16 protein-coding genes are annotated in these 18,019 nt (G+C 43.7%); all 16 read left to right on the top strand.

The features are described 5' to 3' along the window. The first annotated feature begins 489 nt into the window (after window positions 1-489). The 16 genes from glyA (at window position 490) to KUC_RS00065 (ending at window position 18,013) form a co-directional block, all read left to right on the top strand. Window positions 490-1,755 carry a serine hydroxymethyltransferase gene (glyA, locus tag KUC_RS00140; RefSeq protein WP_007111022.1) on the top strand — a complete coding sequence of 422 codons (1,266 nt, stop codon included), beginning with the start codon at window positions 490-492 and terminating at the stop codon, window positions 1,753-1,755. An 867-nt stretch (window positions 1,756-2,622) separates the two neighbouring features. Beyond that, window positions 2,623-3,396 (top strand): hypothetical protein, encoded by a 774-nt coding sequence (locus tag KUC_RS00135; protein ID WP_007111021.1) that lies wholly within the window; start codon window positions 2,623-2,625, stop codon window positions 3,394-3,396. Between the two features lie 104 nt (window positions 3,397-3,500). Continuing rightward, window positions 3,501-4,574: a dTDP-glucose 4,6-dehydratase gene (gene rfbB / locus KUC_RS00130; protein WP_007111020.1), complete on the top strand. Its 1,074-nt coding sequence runs from the start codon at window positions 3,501-3,503 to the stop codon at window positions 4,572-4,574. Further along, window positions 4,571-5,440 (top strand): glucose-1-phosphate thymidylyltransferase RfbA, encoded by an 870-nt coding sequence (gene rfbA / locus KUC_RS00125; protein WP_007111019.1) that lies wholly within the window; start codon window positions 4,571-4,573, stop codon window positions 5,438-5,440. The genes rfbB and rfbA overlap by 4 nt, the downstream gene beginning before the upstream one ends. Next, window positions 5,440-5,841: a sugar 3,4-ketoisomerase gene (locus KUC_RS00120; RefSeq protein WP_007111018.1), complete on the top strand. Its 402-nt coding sequence runs from the start codon at window positions 5,440-5,442 to the stop codon at window positions 5,839-5,841. Before rfbA ends, KUC_RS00120 begins: the two co-directional genes overlap by 1 nt. After that, complete coding sequence (locus tag KUC_RS00115; RefSeq protein ID WP_007111017.1) at window positions 5,838-6,356, top strand: GNAT family N-acetyltransferase; 519 nt, start codon at window positions 5,838-5,840, stop codon at window positions 6,354-6,356. The genes KUC_RS00120 and KUC_RS00115 overlap by 4 nt, the downstream gene beginning before the upstream one ends. Then, window positions 6,356-7,480 (top strand): DegT/DnrJ/EryC1/StrS family aminotransferase, encoded by a 1,125-nt coding sequence (locus tag KUC_RS00110; RefSeq protein WP_007111016.1) that lies wholly within the window; start codon window positions 6,356-6,358, stop codon window positions 7,478-7,480. The genes KUC_RS00115 and KUC_RS00110 overlap by 1 nt, the downstream gene beginning before the upstream one ends. 3 nt (window positions 7,481-7,483) lie before the next feature. Beyond that, window positions 7,484-8,767: an O-antigen translocase gene (locus KUC_RS00105; protein ID WP_007111015.1), complete on the top strand. Its 1,284-nt coding sequence runs from the start codon at window positions 7,484-7,486 to the stop codon at window positions 8,765-8,767. An 83-nt stretch (window positions 8,768-8,850) separates the two neighbouring features. Next, window positions 8,851-9,999, top strand: a complete 1,149-nt coding sequence (locus tag KUC_RS00100; RefSeq protein WP_007111014.1) for a hypothetical protein — start codon at window positions 8,851-8,853, stop codon at window positions 9,997-9,999. 623 nt (window positions 10,000-10,622) lie between these two features. Next, on the top strand, window positions 10,623-11,660 hold the full coding sequence (locus tag KUC_RS00095) for an EpsG family protein (protein WP_040479018.1): 1,038 nt from the start codon (window positions 10,623-10,625) through the stop codon (window positions 11,658-11,660). Window positions 11,661-11,671: 11 nt separating this feature from the next. Next, entirely contained in the window at window positions 11,672-12,457 is a 786-nt protein-coding gene (locus KUC_RS00090) for a glycosyltransferase (protein ID WP_040479015.1), read from the top strand. A gap of 160 nt (window positions 12,458-12,617) precedes the next feature. After that, window positions 12,618-13,640, top strand: a complete 1,023-nt coding sequence (gene galE, locus KUC_RS00085) for a UDP-glucose 4-epimerase GalE (protein ID WP_007111010.1) — start codon at window positions 12,618-12,620, stop codon at window positions 13,638-13,640. Window positions 13,641-14,240: 600 nt separating this feature from the next. Next, the gene (locus tag KUC_RS00080) at window positions 14,241-15,503 is read left to right on the top strand and encodes a glycosyltransferase family 4 protein (RefSeq protein WP_007111008.1); all 1,263 of its coding nucleotides are present in this window, start codon (window positions 14,241-14,243) and stop codon (window positions 15,501-15,503) included. A gap of 20 nt (window positions 15,504-15,523) precedes the next feature. Further along, window positions 15,524-16,132 carry a sugar transferase gene (locus KUC_RS00075; protein ID WP_040479010.1) on the top strand — a complete coding sequence of 203 codons (609 nt, stop codon included), beginning with the start codon at window positions 15,524-15,526 and terminating at the stop codon, window positions 16,130-16,132. A gap of 1 nt (window position 16,133) precedes the next feature. Continuing rightward, window positions 16,134-16,790 carry an acetyltransferase gene (locus KUC_RS00070; RefSeq protein ID WP_040479007.1) on the top strand — a complete coding sequence of 219 codons (657 nt, stop codon included), beginning with the start codon at window positions 16,134-16,136 and terminating at the stop codon, window positions 16,788-16,790. Window positions 16,791-16,837: 47 nt separating this feature from the next. Then, a complete protein-coding gene (locus tag KUC_RS00065) occupies window positions 16,838-18,013 on the top strand; it encodes a DegT/DnrJ/EryC1/StrS family aminotransferase (RefSeq protein ID WP_007111006.1) in 1,176 nt (391 codons plus the stop codon). The last annotated feature ends 6 nt before the right edge of the window (window positions 18,014-18,019 follow it).

Genomic DNA, 18,019 nt, shown 5'->3' with positions numbered 1-18,019 from the left:
GCAATGACAAAACGAGATCGCCACGCTCCGCTCGCAATGACACCCCACCTCCCATCGCGAGAAGCACTCTACCTCCCCCTGTCATTGCGAGGAGCGCAGCGACGCGGCAATCTAAACGGGCGGCGGCAAGAACCCCCGAGATTGCTTCACTACGTTCGCAATGACAAAACGAGATCGCCACGCTCCGCTCGCGACGACACTTCACCTCCCATTGCGAGAAGCACTCTACCTCCCCCTGTCATTGCGAGGAGCGAAGCGACGCGGCAATCTGAACGGGCGGCGGCAAGAAACCCCGAAATTGCTTCACTACGTTCGCAATGACAAAACGAGATCGCCACGCTTCGCTCGCGATGACACCCCACCTGGCACAACATGAAGCACGTTCATGCACGACCTGACGCGGATGCGATGAAAGTCGCGTCAGGCTGCGTTATGATAGCGACCTCGCTTCTTCCATGATGACCCTTTCTCGTTACGAGGTTCCCGCCGATGTTCAGCCGCGATATGACAATTGCCGGATTCGATGATGTGCTGTTTGATGCCATGCAGAAAGAAGTGGGGCGCCAAGAGGCCCACATCGAACTGATCGCTTCCGAAAACTACGCCAGCCCCCGCGTACTTGAAGCCCAGGGCAGCCAGCTGACCAATAAATACGCCGAAGGCTACCCCGGCAAGCGCTACTACGGCGGCTGTGAATTCGTCGATATCGCTGAAAACCTGGCCATTGATTACGCCAAAGAGCTGTTCGGCGCTACCTACGTGAACGTGCAGCCCCATTCGGGCTCGCAAGCCAACAGCGCCGTGTTCCAAGCGCTCGTTAAGCCCGGCGATACCATTTTGGGTATGAGCCTAGACGCGGGTGGACACCTGACCCACGGCGCCAAGCCGAGCTTTTCGGGCAAGCACTACAACGCCATTCAGTACGGCTTGAATGACCAAGAGCTGATCGATTACGACCAAGTGGCCCAGCTTGCTCGCGAGCACAAGCCCAAAATGATCATCGCTGGGTTCTCCGCCTATTCACAAATTGTGGATTGGGCCAAGTTCCGCGAGATCGCCGACGAAGTGGGCGCTTACTTACTGGTCGATATGGCTCACGTCTCAGGCCTGGTAGCGGCGGGCGTTTACCCCAGCCCCTTGCCCCATGCTCACGTGGTGACCTCTACCACCCACAAAACCCTACGCGGCCCACGCAGTGGCGTGATTCTCTCTGCTGAAAACGACGCTGATATCGAGAAGAAGCTGCAGTCAGCGGTATTCCCCGGCGGCCAGGGCGGCCCCTTGATGCACGTGATCGCGGCCAAAGCGATCTGCTTCAAAGAAGCCATGGCGCCCGAGTTCAAAACCTACCAGCAGCAGGTGGTCAAGAGCGCTAAAGCAATGGCCAAGGTATTTATCGACCGTGGTTACGACATCGTTTCTGGCGGCACCGAAGATCACCTCTTCCTGCTTTCGCTGATCAAGCAGGGCGTAACCGGTAAAGATGCCGATGCCGCTTTGGGCCGTGCCCACATCACCGTGAATAAGAACGCCGTTCCTAACGACCCGCAAAGCCCGTTTGTCACCTCTGGCCTGCGTATTGGCACCCCGGCAGTGACCACGCGCGGTTTTGGCGAAGAAGAGTGTACCCAGCTCGCTGGCTGGATCTGTGACATTCTCGATGTGTTGGCCAAAGGCGAAGACACCAGCGCCATCGAAGCGAAGGTGCTAGATAAAGTCGCTGAAGTCTGCACGCGTCTACCGGTTTATAAATAAGCGACGAACGATGTAAGCGAAGCATGATGTAAGTACCTAGCCTAGCGCACAACAAAGCCGCCGAAAGAGAATCTTCTTCGGCGGCTTTGTCCGTTACGGCTTCTGTAAATGCGCAATGGGAACTTCCATCTGCTGGGGGCGGTTTAATAAGGTCAAAAAGGGAAGGGCGCGGCCCCGGCCCCGGCCTTTTGGCTCGGTGAGACACCCGCTAGCCGAACGGAAAGGTTCGCCTCTTTCACTGAATAAGGTACCATTGCGCGCATTCAGCGTTGGCTACCATTAAGGCTTATGTCGCTCCTAACAGAACGAGTTAACCCCGAGGTTGTCTGATTCTTGAGTAAGAGCGCATATGTAACAAAAGCGCGGTGACCGAATGCAGCAAGCCACGTAGTAAGCCACGTCGTCGGCACTAACTATGGATAGGGCAAGGGAAATGCCCGGAACAATCCCTGGGCGGTAGCGTGTCTAAATGGTCTTTTTTGAAGACAAAGAGTTATAGAAGAAGCTACTAATTTTACCCTGCAATCCCCATTTTAGAGTGTGCGGGCAACGCGACTGCCGTTGGGAAAAGTGCTAAAAAAGCGAGGCATCCCCAGCCCTTGTAGTGGCCCAACTTGTTGTGTGATCAAACCATTTACAAGCATTCACCCACGTCAACACAGAACCTAGCCCTTGTCCACGTGGTTCCTGTCATTAAGAAAATGTATTATGTCGATTATTTTACAACTGCATCATGCGCATATGATTAGCTAGCAGGCTAAATTGAAGCATGAGGCATATACCTAAAAAAGGGCATGGGAATGCGTCCGGAACATCCCCGGGCGGTAGCGTGCCTAAACGTGATCTAGTGAGGTTAAAGTAGTGAGCATGGAGCAGCCCCAGCGCAGTACCTACCAAGACGATGAAATTTCATTGGTCGATTTAGCCATAATCCTTATACGCCGCCGCTGGTGGTTAATCGGCACAGCTGGAGTCATTATTCTGCTGACATTAGCGTTCGCTTTGCTGACCCATGGAGATCCCGAATATCAATACACCTCTATTTACCAGCAAACGGAAGCAGAGCCAGGCAGGCCTTTAACTAGTTCGGCGTCGGTCATTCAGCAAATGGAAAGTCTGGATTGGCCCAATTATCAACGACGCTATAAAGAAGAAAATAAAGTAGAGATTCTGCCATTTGATCTGGAAATTAATAACCCAGATAATACAACGTTAGTTACATTAAATAGTACCGCAACAGTAAAGAATCGTGATCAAGTATTGAACTTGCATGAAACACTGTTGGGAAGCGTGATAGAGCGACAACAACAAGTGTTGGAAAGGAAGCAATCACAATTAGAGCGCAGCATCGAAAGAACTTCTACGCAATTAGAACGAGTGGAAAATACGGACTCCGAAGCGTCTATTGAGCTTGCAGCAAACTACGCTGATCGGTTGTTCCAGCTTGAAAGAGAGCTTGAAAACCTAACAGAAGGTGAGGTGATTGAGTATGCGGCTCGTGGTGAAGAGGTAGAAGGTATTTCTAGCATAATGATCCTTGTACTTGGCATAGTGCTCGGCGGTATCGCGGGAATTATGATGGCATTCTTTGTTGAATTTGTTTGCCGGGTTCGTGAGAGTTTAGCGGCAGAAAGTAAGTAGCTTTTTTAGGTGTTAGATATTAATAATTCTTTTATTCATTAAAAATAAAGTTTAATAAATTAAATTTTGCTACTGTTTGTTGATATATTTGTATAGAGGTATTAATGAAGTTTCTCATTACAGGCGGTGCTGGCTTTATTGGTTCAGCAGTCATCCGGCATATTGTTATCAACACCCAAGATGAAGTGGTTAACCTTGATAAACTAACCTATGCGGGCAACTTAGAGAGTTTGTCAGAGGTCAGTAATTGCGAGCGGTATGCTTTTGAACAAGTAGATATCTGCGACCGCGCTGAAGTAGATCGAGTATTAGCTCAACATCAGCCAGACGCCATTATGCACCTAGCGGCCGAGAGCCACGTAGATCGTTCGATAGATGGTCCGGCAGACTTTATCGAAACCAACATTGTTGGCACCTATACCTTATTGGAAGCTGCTCGCAGTTACTTTCAATCTTTGGATGCCGACCGTAAGGCGAACTTCCGCTTTCATCATATAAGCACGGATGAAGTTTACGGCGATCTTCCGCATCCCAGCAAAACACCCAATGCAGAAGAATATCTATTTACTGAACAAACCAGTTACGCCCCGAGCAGTCCATACTCGGCCAGCAAAGCTAGTTCCGACCACCTTGTGAGGGCGTGGCAACGAACATACGGCCTACCAACACTGGTCACTAACTGCAGTAACAACTACGGCCCTTATCACTTTCCTGAGAAGCTGATTCCGCTGGTAATTCTTAATGCCTTAGAAGGTAAGCCGTTACCGGTTTACGGTAAAGGCGAACAGGTGCGTGATTGGCTCCATGTGGAAGACCACGCCCGAGCACTCTACCAAGTAGTAACGCAAGGCAGGATAGGCGAAACCTATAACATCGGCGGCCATAACGAAAAACAGAACCTCGAAGTCGTCCACACCATCTGCGATATTCTGCAGGAACTCCACCCGCAGGAACGTAGCTACCGCGACCTAATTACCTTTGTGAAAGACCGCCCAGGGCATGATATGCGTTACGCCATTGATGCTAGCAAAATTCAGAAAGAACTAGGTTGGGCGCCAGAAGAAACCTTCGAAACCGGTATTCGTAAAACCGTGCAGTGGTATTTAGAAAACCAAGCTTGGTGCCAACGAGTCCAAGACGGTAGTTACAAGCGTGAACGATTGGGAGCAACAGTATGAAAGGAATTATCCTCGCAGGCGGTTCCGGCACGCGTTTGTACCCCATTACCAAAGGCGTCTCCAAGCAGCTGCTGCCCATCTACGACAAGCCGATGATCTACTACCCGCTTTCAGTGCTGATGTTGGCCGGTATCCGTGAAATTTTGATCATCTCCACACCCGAAGACCTGCCCAACTTTGAAAAACTGCTGGGTGACGGTAGCAACTTCGGAATTCAGCTTAGCTATGCGGAACAGCCCAGCCCGGATGGCTTGGCGCAGGCCTTTATTATCGGTGAAGACTTTATCGGTGAAGACAGCGTGTGCCTGGTTTTGGGGGATAACATTTTCTACGGTCAGGGCTTTTCACCCAAGCTGAAGCAAGCTGCTGCGCGACCATCCGGCGCTACCGTGTTCGGTTATCAAGTGAAAGACCCGGAACGCTTTGGTGTGGTGGCCTTTGATGATAACAACAAGGCTATCTCTATTGAGGAAAAACCTGACGTTCCCAAATCAAACTATGCGGTCACCGGCCTGTACTTCTACGATAACGACGTAGTGGAAATCGCCAAACAGGTGAAGCCTTCACACCGCGGCGAGCTGGAAATTACCAGTATCAATCAAGCTTATTTAGAACGCGGTGACCTGAATGTAGAGCTATTAGGCCGTGGTTTTGCCTGGCTGGATAGTGGCACCCACGAAAGCCTTCTGGAAGCGGGTAGCTTTGTGCAGACAATTGAGCATCGTCAAGGGTTAAAAGTGGCGTGCCTAGAAGAAATTGCCTTCAACAACGGTTGGCTAAATAAAGAGCAGCTAAAAGTACAGGGACAAGCTTTGAGCAAGAACGATTATGGGCAGTACCTGCTTAAGTTAGCTGGGGGAAAATAATGAGTGAATTGGTAAAGCTGATAGATTTCCCCTCCCTGGGCGATGACCGCGGATCATTGGTCGCGCTTGAGGCTAATAAAGCGGTTCCGTTCGATATTAAACGTGTCTACTACATATTTGATACCAAGGCAGGTGTTGCTCGAGGCTTTCATGCACACAAGGCACTCAAGCAGGTAGCGGTATGTGTAACAGGCAGCTGCCGCATGTTACTTGATGACGGTAAGCACAAAGAAGAAGTATGGCTTGATTCACCGACTAAAGGGCTGGTTATTGAAGACTTGGTCTGGCGGGAAATACATGAATTTACCCCCGACTGCATACTGCTAGTGCTGGCTAGCGAACACTATGATGAAACCGACTATATCCGTGATTATGACGATTTCCTAAGGATGGCTGAATGATTTTAGAATCTAAAAATATCCTAATACGATTTGTTGAAGAATCTGATGCTGACTTTATTTTGAGCCTGCGATTAGACAACCGTTACAACACGTTTCTTTCTGCAGTAAGCCCTGATGTTAAAGCACAAAGGAACTGGATAAAAAAATATAAAAAAGATGAAGAGAGAGGGGAGCAGTACTACTTTATTATTGAGCGTTTAGACGGTACTCCTTGTGGTACGGTTCGTGTTTACGATATTCGTAAGGACTCATTCTGTTGGGGTAGTTGGATACTTAACGAAAATAAAACTCGCTATGCGGCCTTGGAAAGTGCTTTTCTTGTTTATGAGTTTGGCTTTAAGAAATTAGGTTTTAAAAAATCACATTTTGATGTTATGAAAGGTAATAAAGGAGTGATCAAATTTCACACAAGAATGGGAGCCACTAAACTGGATGAAGATGAAGTTAATGATTACTTTGAAATAACAGAAGCAGCAGTATTGCAAGCGAAAGAGAACTTGGCAGGCAAAATTTGATGACAATACCTTTCCTCGACCTCAAATCCCTTAATGCGCAATACCGCCAAGATTTAATAGATGCTGCAGTTCATGTCATTGATTCCGGTTGGTATATTCAAGGTACAGAGCTAAAGGCTTTTGAGTCTGAATTTTCTGAGTATTGTGGTACCAAACATTGCATTGGTGTTGCTAATGGCCTGGATGCACTGACACTAACACTGCGCGCCTGGAAAGAGCTTGGCAAGCTTAAGGAAGGCGATGAAATCATCGTTACTGCCAACACCTATATCGCCAGCATCCTCGCAATAACCGAGAACCGACTGAAACCGGTGTTGGTTGAGCCAGACGAGCAGACTTATAACCTCTGCCCAACGAAAACAGCAGATGCTATTACATCCAAGACTAAAGCCATTATGGCGGTCCATCTATATGGTCAACTGGCTCCCATGCCTGAACTTATGGCATTGTCGGATCAACATGGCTTGCTGGTATTGGAAGATTCCGCACAAGCACACGGCGCTGCCATCAATGGCAAAAAAGCTGGTAGTTGGGGCCATGCGTCAGGCTTCAGTTTTTATCCCGGTAAAAATTTGGGTGCTTTGGGCGATGCAGGGGCAGTCACAACCAGTGATGATGAACTGGCGAGTACTATCCGCGCCTTGGGTAACTACGGCAGTCATAAAAAGTATGAAAATCTTTATCAAGGCGTAAACAGTCGCCTGGATGAGATACAAGCAGCCTTGCTCCGGGTCAAACTCAAACATCTGAATGCTGAAACACGGCGGCGCAAAGAAATTGCAGTTGCTTATGTCAGTAGAATCACTAACACTGCTTTATCTCACCCAATACCAGCAACCAGTACAGTTGAGTTATTAGAAAATCACGTATTCCACTTGTATGTTATTCGCTCGGCAGAACGTGATATCTTGCAGGCCTACCTGAACAATGCAGGTGTCCAAACACTGATTCACTACCCAATCCCCCCACATAAGCAACAGGCGTATGCAGAGTGGAACGCGCGAGGATATCTGCAGACAGAAACTATTCATCAGCAGGTGCTGAGCCTGCCTATCAGTCCATTGATGACTAACGAGCAAGTAGACACTGTTATTGATGCTTGCAATCGATTTGAGTTGGGCTGAAGTATGACGTTGATAAAAACCAGCCTGCTAAACGGCATTGCCGTCGTCATCAAGATGCTGACCATGCTGGGACTTAACAAGGTACTCGCTATCTATGTGGGCCCATCAGGCTACGCTGCCATTGGTAACTTCCAAAATGCTGTGCAAATGATTACAACGTTTGCCAGCGGAGCAATTAATACCGGCGTGGTAAAATACACCGCTGAATATTACGATGAGGAAGAAAAACAGCGCCAAGTTTGGCGTACAGCCGGTACCATTGCAGTTGCTGGTTCTGTCATTACTGGCATTGGTGTATCTCTATTTAGTAAGCAAATTGCATATTGGTTTTTAAAAGATGAAAGCTATAACACTGTTTTTATTTGGTTTTCTATAACTCTTGTGTTCTTTATTTTTAATACACTGCTGTTGGCAATATTAAACGGAAAAAAAGAAATTCATCGTTATATTATCGCTAACATTGTAGGTAGTTTATTCTCGCTTGCTGTTACCAGTGTTCTAGCTGTTCAGTTTGGTCTACATGGAGCTTTAACTGCGTTAGCTATTTACCCATCTTTTTCTTTTGTAGTGACATTGTATCTTTGTTACAAAGCTGATTGGTTTAAGTTTAGCTATCTTTTTGGAGGATTAGATAAAAAAGTATTTCTGAAACTAAGTAAGTTTACTGCAATGGCATTGACCAGCACGGCATGCGTACCAGTAAGTCATATCCTTATACGCAGCCATATTGGCGATACACTGGGTTTGGAAGCGGCTGGTTACTGGGAGGCTATGTGGCGTTTAAGTGCAGCTTATTTAATGCTAGTAACCACCACGCTAAGTTTGTATTACTTGCCAAAGTTATCAGAATTAAAAGATCCTGCTGATATAAGGAAAGAAATATTTCAAGGTTATAAAATTATTTTACCGGCGGCAGCATCTTGCGGGTTGGTTATTTATTTGCTTCGTGACTTTATTATAGGATTGCTTTTTACTGAAGATTTTATACCGATGCGGGAGCTGTTTGCCTGGCAAATGATCGGAGACACATTAAAAATAGGTAGTTGGATAATGGCTTATTTAATGCTTGGAAAAGCTATGATGAAGCTGTTTATAGTTACGGAAATAATTTTTGCATTTAGCTTCTACGTTTTTGTCGTTCTGTTTGTTAATCAGTTCAATCTAGTTGGATCAGCAATGGCGTATGCGATGAATTATTTCATATATTGGATAGCGATGAGTTTAGTTATTCCATATAATATTGGTTTTTTAAGATTTTATGGCTTAGGTAAAAGTTTTGACGATTAATAATAGGAGTTGCATCTGTGGTAAAGTGTACTAAGGGAAGTAAAAGTATTTTTATGCCATTTAATTTTTTGGTTCAATAATTAATGAAAATACTATTGTGTGGTGATTATTCAAGTGTGCATACAGAATTAGCAAAAGCTTTAAGGCTGAATGGGCATAGCGTCACTGTTTTATCAGATGGTGATGGTTACAAAAATATTCAAGCAGATATAAAGATATCTGCATCTCCACCTCAAAATTATTTCGGAAAATTGTGGAATCTTTTTTTTGACTTTTTGGGGCTATTTGGTTTACGAAAGTATCTATCATTTAGAAAGAAATATGATTTAGGCAGATATGATGTAATACAAATGATTAACCCCGTAGTTATTCCTGCTTTTGGTGCCATTGGAAATTTAATGTTTATTAAGCATCTCGAAAAGCACACAGATGCTTTTTACTTATGTGCTTTAGGGGATGATAAGACTTGGGTGTCTAGTTGTTTGCGTGGTTCGTTTAAATATTCTCCGCTTAATAGATTGACATTTAAGAATTTTTACAGATATTACTATTCTCTCAAGTATGTTGTTAGTCCTGCGTATGCTTATCTAGATCGTTATGCTGTAAAAAAAGCAAAAGCTATAATTGCTGGTCTTGATGACTATTTTTTAGCTTATAAAGACTTACCCAATGTTCGCTTAATTAGATTGCCTATCTCAAGAGATCATTTCGTACAGCCAAAATATAAAGATTTGGAAAAAGAGCCTCTAGTTATTTTTCATGCATGGCAGAAAGGAAAAGAATTAAAAAAAGGGAATGACATACTCCATGAGGCTGCACTGAGCGCAGTACGTAAATATGGTGAAAAAAAAATTAAGTACGTTATTGCTAGTGGACTTCCCTATGAAGAGTATTTGAAAGCATATAACGATTGCGATATCTACTTAGACCAGGTTTACAGTTATGATGGTGGGGTAACCGCGGCGCTGGGAATGGCTGCGGGTAAGGTGGTTTTTTCAGGTTATGAACTTTTTGCTGAATACTCAGGCAAAGCTCCAAATTCTATCAAGAATGTTGGTGTGAATGCTTCGAGCAACCTTGCTCAGCTCGAAGAATCACTTTTTTATATAATAGAGAATACTCACGTTTTAGATGATTTGAAACACAAAGCATATTTCTATGCTTTAAATAATTATGAATCGATTATGATAGCCGAGAAATATATTGATGTATGGACAGAGGGAGAGAAATAGCTTTACGTATTAGAGTTATTGTTTAGCCACATTTTCGATTCTTGTAGTTGATACTTTTTTTCTCAGTTGTGCAATGTCAAAAATTGTGCAGATAAAGTCATAGGCATAGGCAGGGTTTGGAAATGGTTATGCCATGTTTAGAGCTCGATAGAATAAAAATAATTCCAACCCCGGCAAATATTAATAAAGCTGAAGCGCTAGCTAAAAAAACAGATCAAGCTGGAATGAAATTAAAAAGAGCTGTCAGGTTTTTGTAGACAGAGAATTTAAAAATAAAAAAATACGCTTTTGATTGGTGCTATTGTTGGGTAATTTAAAGAGTGCAAAACTTTTTATTAGTTCATCGGTTAAGTATTTTAAATGTATGAAAAATTGATTTATATTTTATTAGTTTTACACGAAAGAAAGTCAAATTCTCTAATTAAGAGGTAGCGCACTCAGTGTAAGCTTGTATAACGGTGTGTCAGCTTATTAGTTTGTAAATACCAGTTGGGTTTGATAATCAGCTAAGAAACAATGAGGGTTTTAAAATTAAAATATAAATTTTTTGCTTGTGTCGAAAAGCAAAGATAGTCAATTCAAGAGCGAAATTATATACTATTCTAAAGTTGCAGGATAAAAAAATGATTTATTATATATCTTTTTATATATTTACTATAATGAGCGGAGTTTTATATCATTTTTACAGAAATAAGATTTTTTTATTAATTGTAGTTTTTGCTGCTATTTTATTTTCAGGCTTTAGGTACGATGCAGGTAACGATTTTTTTTCATATTACGCTATCTTAACTGGAGAAAAAATACACAGTGATTTGGAGTTTTTCTCCAATAACTTAGTAAATCTCTCGAAATACTTAAATGAGCCTTATATTTTTTATTTTTTAACAAGTTTGATTTATATGGCCTTGATGGTATACGGGCTACACAAGTTTAATGCACTGGGTTTTTCATCGCTAATATTGTTACTCTTTTTCGCTGCATCTTGGTTAACATCTTTTGGTTATGTACGTCAGTTTGTAGCAATTTCTTTATTGTTCCTTGCAACTGCTTATTTAGTTAAAGGAAAAGACTTAAAGTTTTTTTTCTTTACAATTTTGGCTTTTTTGTTTCATAAGTCCGCGGTTATTGGGGGGCTGATTTATTTTTATTACAAAGTTTTTGGTAAAAAGGAGCATGCTCTTAGTATTTATCTGCTGTGTTATTTGTTTTTCTATTTTGTTTTTGTTGATATTATTTTTTTTATAACATCTTTTGTTGGCTTTTATCACCGTTATATTGTTCAGCCAACCAATAGTGATGGTTTCGGGATATTTCTTGTTCTAACATTTTTGTTTATTGTTCAGACGTGTTTAGCTAAATTTTTTAAGATTCGGGATAGAAATTTTTGGGTTGCAAATAATCTTTTCTTTTTAGGTGTTGTTATATATGCATCTTTGTTGAATTTTGGCGAATATGTCGTACGAGTAGCTTATTTTTTAGTTCCCTTTGTATATGTTTCTACATTTTTTCTACTTAAAAATATGAAAGGACGAGTTAGAATTTTTTATTTTGGGCTTATATTTTCACTTACTTTTTTTACTTACTTTTATACTCTTTATCTTGCCTCAAATAACCCTACTCGTGATTTTCTTACAAACTATAAATTTTATTTTTTGTTATAAGGGATTTTCAAATGCAGCAATGCACTATTGTAATATCTACTGCTAATGAACGAATTAACAGTTTGAGATTAAAGCCATATCATAAAGATATAGAATATGTGGTTGTACATCAGGTCTATGATAAGTACGAACAAAATATTACGTTGCCTGATTGCACTCTTCGCGACGATGTAACTTATATTAGACTAGATTATCCCGGGTTATCAATAAGCCGAAACACAGGTTTGATTAGCGCGACAACAAAATATGCTTATGTTATGGACGATGATGTCGAGTTTGATCCTGAAAGTATTATGTACTTAGTGAACTGGATGGAAGAAAATCACGTTGATGTAGCCACTTGTCAGTTTGAATTTAATAATGGCAGTTATCCACGAAATTACAAAAAAATACCGTTTAAGCACAATATGCTGTCTTCTGCCAAGATATCTTCAATAGAAATATGTTTAAATATAGAAAAAAATCGAGAAAAAAAAATATTTTTCGATGAACGTTTTGGTTTAGGAACAGATTTGCCGTCAGGTGAAGAATATATCTTTGTTACGGACTGTATAAAATCAGATTTGGCAGTTTGGTTTTACCCTATAGTTTGTGGTGTGCATCCAAATATCACTTCAGGGATGGACTTTTATACTAGTGCTAATAAAACGCTAGCTAAGCGAGAGATGCTTAAGCGTATTTTTGGTAGGAAAGCACTTGTATTTATTTTTGCGTTTTGGTTAAAAAAAATTCCTATAGTAACGAGGGCTGGTTTTTTATGGCCGTTCACTAAGAGAATGATTTTAGGTATTAAATAGTCTATGTCTCTAGCTGAATTTTAAACTGCTCCGTTAATTTTATTTCTGTAAGTGATAAAGTTTCTTTTAAGAGCTATACTATTTCCTTGTTACGTTATTAATTGCGTGTTTCAAACTAAATTCCCACGGTTGGTGGTCATGCTTGGGGTTCTGAAATAATATGAAAATTCTCGTCACCGGCGGTGCCGGCTACATCGGTTCGCACACTTTGGTTGAGTTGGCTGCGGCTGAGTTTGATTTTGTGGTGTTGGATAATCTTTGTAATTCATCGTTGGTTTCGCTTCAGCGTGTAGAGGCCATCATCGGCAAGCCGGTTACTTTTGTAGAAGGTGATATCCATGATGCAGCGCTGTTGAAACAAGTCTTTGCCGATTATTCTATTGCTGCTGTAGTGCATTTTGCTGGACTGAAATCAGTGGGAGAGAGTGTGGCGCAGCCGTTGCGTTATTACGAAAATAACGTGTATGGCAGTCAAGTATTATTTAAGGCTATGACCGATGCCGGTGTGTTTAATGTAGTGTTCAGCTCGTCAGCTACTGTATATGGCGAACCGGCAGAAATCCCTATTTCAGAAAACTGTCCTGTTGGCAGGCCTATCAATCCGTATGGCCGCTCTAAATTGATGGTTGAAGATATTCTTTGCGATTTGGCAATAGCTGACCCGCGCTGGCGGATTGCGCTCTTGCGTTATTTTAACCCGGTGGGAGCGCATGAAAGCGGCACTATCGGGGAAGGCCCCAATGGAATTCCCAATAACTTGCTGCCGTTTATTACTCAAGTGGCAGTGGGTAAGTTACCGCAGTTGTCGGTGTTTGGGGGGGATTACCCCACGCATGATGGCACCGGAATCCGGGATTATATTCATGTAGTGGATTTGGCGCAGGGCCATGTAGCAGCGTTGCGGTACCTGCAGGATCATACAGGCGTTCACACCTGGAATTTAGGTACAGGGCAGGGGTATTCGGTACTGGATATGATAAAAGCTTTTGAGGCCACTAGCGGTGTTTCCGTGCCTTATAAAGTGGTAGGCCGCCGCGATGGGGATATTGCAGTCTGTTACTCCAACCCTGCTAAGGCAATGGCTGAGTTAGGATGGCAAGCGCAGTTAGGGTTAGAGCGCATGATAGCAGATGCTTGGCGGTGGCAGAGCCATAATCCCAGTGGGTACAAAGACGAACGCTAGGTTTCTTGTACGAAAATTTCCCACACATAATGTCGACCTTACTGGGTTTTTAAATGATCTGCTTAATTCGGCTCACGCGATATAGTTTTGCAAGGAGCTTTAAAGCGGCCACCCCTTGATGGTTTAAACGGCTTTGCGGATGTACGCTAGTACAGCACAGGGCTGCCACAAAAAATGATGAAGCCGATGACAAACTCGCACAGCCAAAATATAAGCAACATTCATTTTGATGCTGACGCTCATGGTTCCCCTATGCCTTAAGGGTAAAAGGATTGAGTTTACGACAGCACAGAAGTACTAGCCTTGATAAAAAGGTTTGTTGAGTGCGGATGCGCTGGTATCTGACAAGGGTATGACAGCGTGCATCCGTTAGCAAGCGGAAGCAAAGTAAATACTCCTACTATCCCTAAAAGCGCAACTTAAAAAAAGATAATGATTGTTTTGAAAAAGGGTTATATCGGCGTCTCGTCGTGAGAACTTTTGTTCCGGTTAGAACTACCTCATGCTATGGAGCATTGGTATAAAAACCCAAACGAAGCCACGTAAAAATAGTAGTATTTGCCTCAGTTTATTTTAAAATTTAATTATACGAGTCAAAGTATGAAAATCATTTACCTCCACCAGTATTTCAATACGCCCGAAATGACCGGCGGAACCCGATCCTACGAAATGGCCCGCCGCATGGTAGCTGCTGGATATGAAGTTCATATGGTTACTAGTTACCGTGAACAAGATGACAGCCGAAGTGGTTGGTTTCAAACCGAGGAATCTGGCATTCAGGTTCATTGGCTCTCAGTTCCATATTCCAACCACATGGGTTTTGTACAACGCTTAAAAGCTTTTTGTGTGTTTGCCTTTGCTTCGCGGAGAAAAGCTATAGCGCTGGATGGTGATATCATCTTTGCTACTAGCACCCCTTTAACCATAGCCTTGCCAGCTGTTACTGCGTCACGAAAGAAGAAGATCCCCATGGTTTTTGAGGTTCGGGATTTGTGGCCAGAATTACCGATAGCAGTAGGGGCACTAAAAAATCCTCTGTTGCGTTTTAGTGCCCGCAAACTTGAACGCTGGGCCTACCACAATGCCGAAGCTGTAGTAGCGCTTTCTCCTGGCATGAAAGAAGGTGTTGTACGTACCCAATACCCGGCAGAGCGTGTGTCAGTTATTCCTAACAGTAGTGATAATGCCGAGTTTCAGCATGACCCAGCTGCAGCATCTCGCTTTCGCTCTGAACGTGAGTGGTTAGGAGATAAGCCTTTACTTGTATATACAGGTACTTTTGGTTCAATTAATGGTGTTGGCTACCTAGTTAAATTAGCTAAGAAGCTTAAAAGTTTAAACTCTGATATTCGCATTTTGCTGGTTGGTGATGGTGCCGAGCGAGGCAAGATAGTCTCGGAGGCTGAGCAAGCCGGTGTGCTTGGTGTCAATCTGTTTGTTGAAAATAAGCTACCTAAACGGGAAATTCCTGCGTTACTTAGCGCTGCAACTATGGCATCCGTTCTCTTTATCGATTTGCCAGAGATGCGACCTAACTCTGCTAATAAGTTTTTTGATGCATTAGCTTCTGGTACTCCCGTAATACTTAACTATGGGGGGTGGATGCATGAGTTAGTCAAGCAGCGTGAATGTGGCCTTGCAATGTGGGGAAAGTCAGTTGATGAAGTGGCAGTTGAACTTAATGAACTAATGCAAGATGGAAATTGGCTAGCGAAAGCGGGAGGCGCAGCAAGGCAACTAGCTGAGGATTGCTTTGCCAGGGATGATTTGGCGAAGCAATTGATGTCAGTTTTAGAAGCCGTTGTTGAAGGTTCTCCTCATAAAGCAGAGCAGATTGCTCCTGGTAATTATATTTTTAACTGATAGAATATTAAGAGAAATTTATGTTTAAGCGGCTAGTAGATATTGTTGGATCAGCTGTTGGTCTTTTACTGTTTCTCCCGGTTATATCGATAGTGACATGGCATGTCAGTCGCAAACTCGGTTCCCCTGTCTTTTTCCGTCAAACCCGCCCTGGTATGGGTGGTAAACCATTCGAGATGATCAAATTCCGAACCATGAAAGGTGCTTCGGATGCAAAAGGCAACCCATTGCCGGATGATCAACGAATGACTCCTTTTGGGCAATTCTTACGCTCAACTAGCCTTGATGAATTGCCCGAACTATGGAATGTGCTGAAAGGCGATATGAGTCTTGTTGGCCCGCGCCCTTTACTTATGGAGTATTTACCGCTTTATTCTAAAGAGCAATACCGTCGGCATGAAATGCGTCCTGGGGTTACTGGCTGGGCACAGATAAATGGTCGGAATGCTATCTCTTGGGAAGACAAATTCAAGCTGGATGTTTGGTATGTAGATAATCGCTCGTTTTGGCTGGATATGAAAATACTGTTTTTGACAGTGAAAAAAGTACTGGCTCGTGATGGGGTAAGCGGTGAGGGTGAGGTTACAATGTCTAAATTTACAGGAAGCAAAAAGAGAGAGTCAGATTAATATGACTAGATCCCTAGTTGGTATTTACGGTGCGAGTGGGTTTGGCCGGGAAGTTTTACCATTAGTACGCGCTCAATTAAAGTCTTCAAATCCAGAGATCGTATTTGTTGATGACGGTAGTGTTGAAAGCCCCTTAAATGGATATTCAGTGTTAAGTTATGAGCAGTTTTTGGCTGAAAAAGCTCAGCATAAAAGCATGGTTTTTGCTATAGCTAACAGTGAGATAAGAGAGAAGCTGGCTAAAAAATGTGAAGGAGATAAACTCACAGTTTTATCTGTATTCGCGGAAAATTCGGTTTTGCTCGATCAGGTTTCAATTGGGAATGGTGCTATCCTCTGTCATTTTACTCAACTTACATCAAATATTCGAGTAGGCGAGTACTTTCACGCAAATATCTATAGTTATGTAGCCCATGACTGCGTGATTGGTGATTATGTGACATTTGCTCCTTCGGTCCGTTGCAATGGCAATGTTGTAATTGAAGATCATGCCTACATTGGAACCGGTGCTGTAATTAAACAGGGTACTCCTGAAAAGCCGTTAGTTATAGGAAAAGGGGCTGTTGTAGGGATGGGGGCTGTTGTTACAAAAGATGTACCTCCTGGTGTTACTGTCGTGGGCAATCCAGCGAAAATTTTCCAGCCGCGGGGCGCTTGAAGCCAACAAGTAAATTTTAATTTTAATTTTGAATGTCAGAGTAACCTATGCTAAACAGCCCTTTCGCTCCATGGCCGTCATTCTCCGTAGAAGAAGCTGACGCAGTTCGTGATGTTTTACTCTCTAATAAAGTGAACTACTGGACCGGCCAAGAAGGCCGTGAGTTCGAGAAAGAGTTTGCATTCTTCGCCCAGACTGAACACGCCATTGCGGTGTCTAATGGCACCAATGCTTTGGACCTTGTCATGAGGGGGGGGGGTATTGGCCCAGGGGATGAAGTCATTGTTACCTCACGCACCTTTCTGGCGTCTGTGTCTTCCATCGTAACGGCAGGAGCCGTTCCGGTGTTTGCCGATGTAGAGCGAGATAACCAGAATATCTCCGCAGATACGGTTAGGGCAGTGCTGACCAATAAGACCCGAGCTATTGTTTGCGTACACCTTGCGGGTTGGCCCTGTGAGATGGATGACATCATGGCGCTTGCCAGTGAGAAGAACCTCTACGTGATTGAGGACTGTGCCCAGGCACATGGTGCTAGCTACAAGGGCCGCTCTGTGGGTTCCATTGGACATGTAGGCTGTTGGTCTTTCTGTCAAGATAAGATCATGACGACCGGCGGTGAAGGCGGCATGGTGACCACCAATGATCGCGAGCTTTGGTCGCGTATGTGGTCTTACAAGGATCATGGTAAGAGCTGGGAAGCAGTCTATGAGCGTGAGCATCCGCCGGGTTTCCGTTGGCTTCATGAAAGCTTTGGTACCAACTTCAGGATGACGGAAATGCAGGCGACCATTGGACGCATTCAGCTAGGCCGTATGCCGGAGTGGACTGCCGTACGCCAGCGCAACGCCGCTGCCATTTGGAATTGTGCTCGGGCGCTACCGGGCCTTCGAGTGCCCGATGTTCCGAACTACATTAGCCATGCAGCTTACAAGTGTTATGTATTTGTTGAGCCTGAACATCTTGCTGAAGGCTGGGACCGTGACCGCATTCAGAATGAAATGGTGGCGGCGGGCGTTCCATGCTTTTCAGGTTCTTGTTCTGAGGTATATATGGAAAAAGCTTTTGATGGTACTGGTTGGCGGCCTGAACAATCGTTACCGGTGGCCCATGAGTTGGGCGAAGCGAGTTTGATGTTTCTATGTCATCCCACGCTTACTAAAGCTGAGGTTGATAAAACCTGCTCAGTAATCGAAAGCGTGATGGCTGAAGCAGTGCAATAGCGCTCA

The organism is Vreelandella boliviensis LC1 (genome assembly GCF_000236035.1).
In the GTDB taxonomy this organism is placed as follows: domain Bacteria; phylum Pseudomonadota; class Gammaproteobacteria; order Pseudomonadales; family Halomonadaceae; genus Vreelandella; species Vreelandella boliviensis.
Note: the sequence above shows the minus strand (reverse complement) of the source record. Positions and strands in the feature narration are given on the sequence as shown.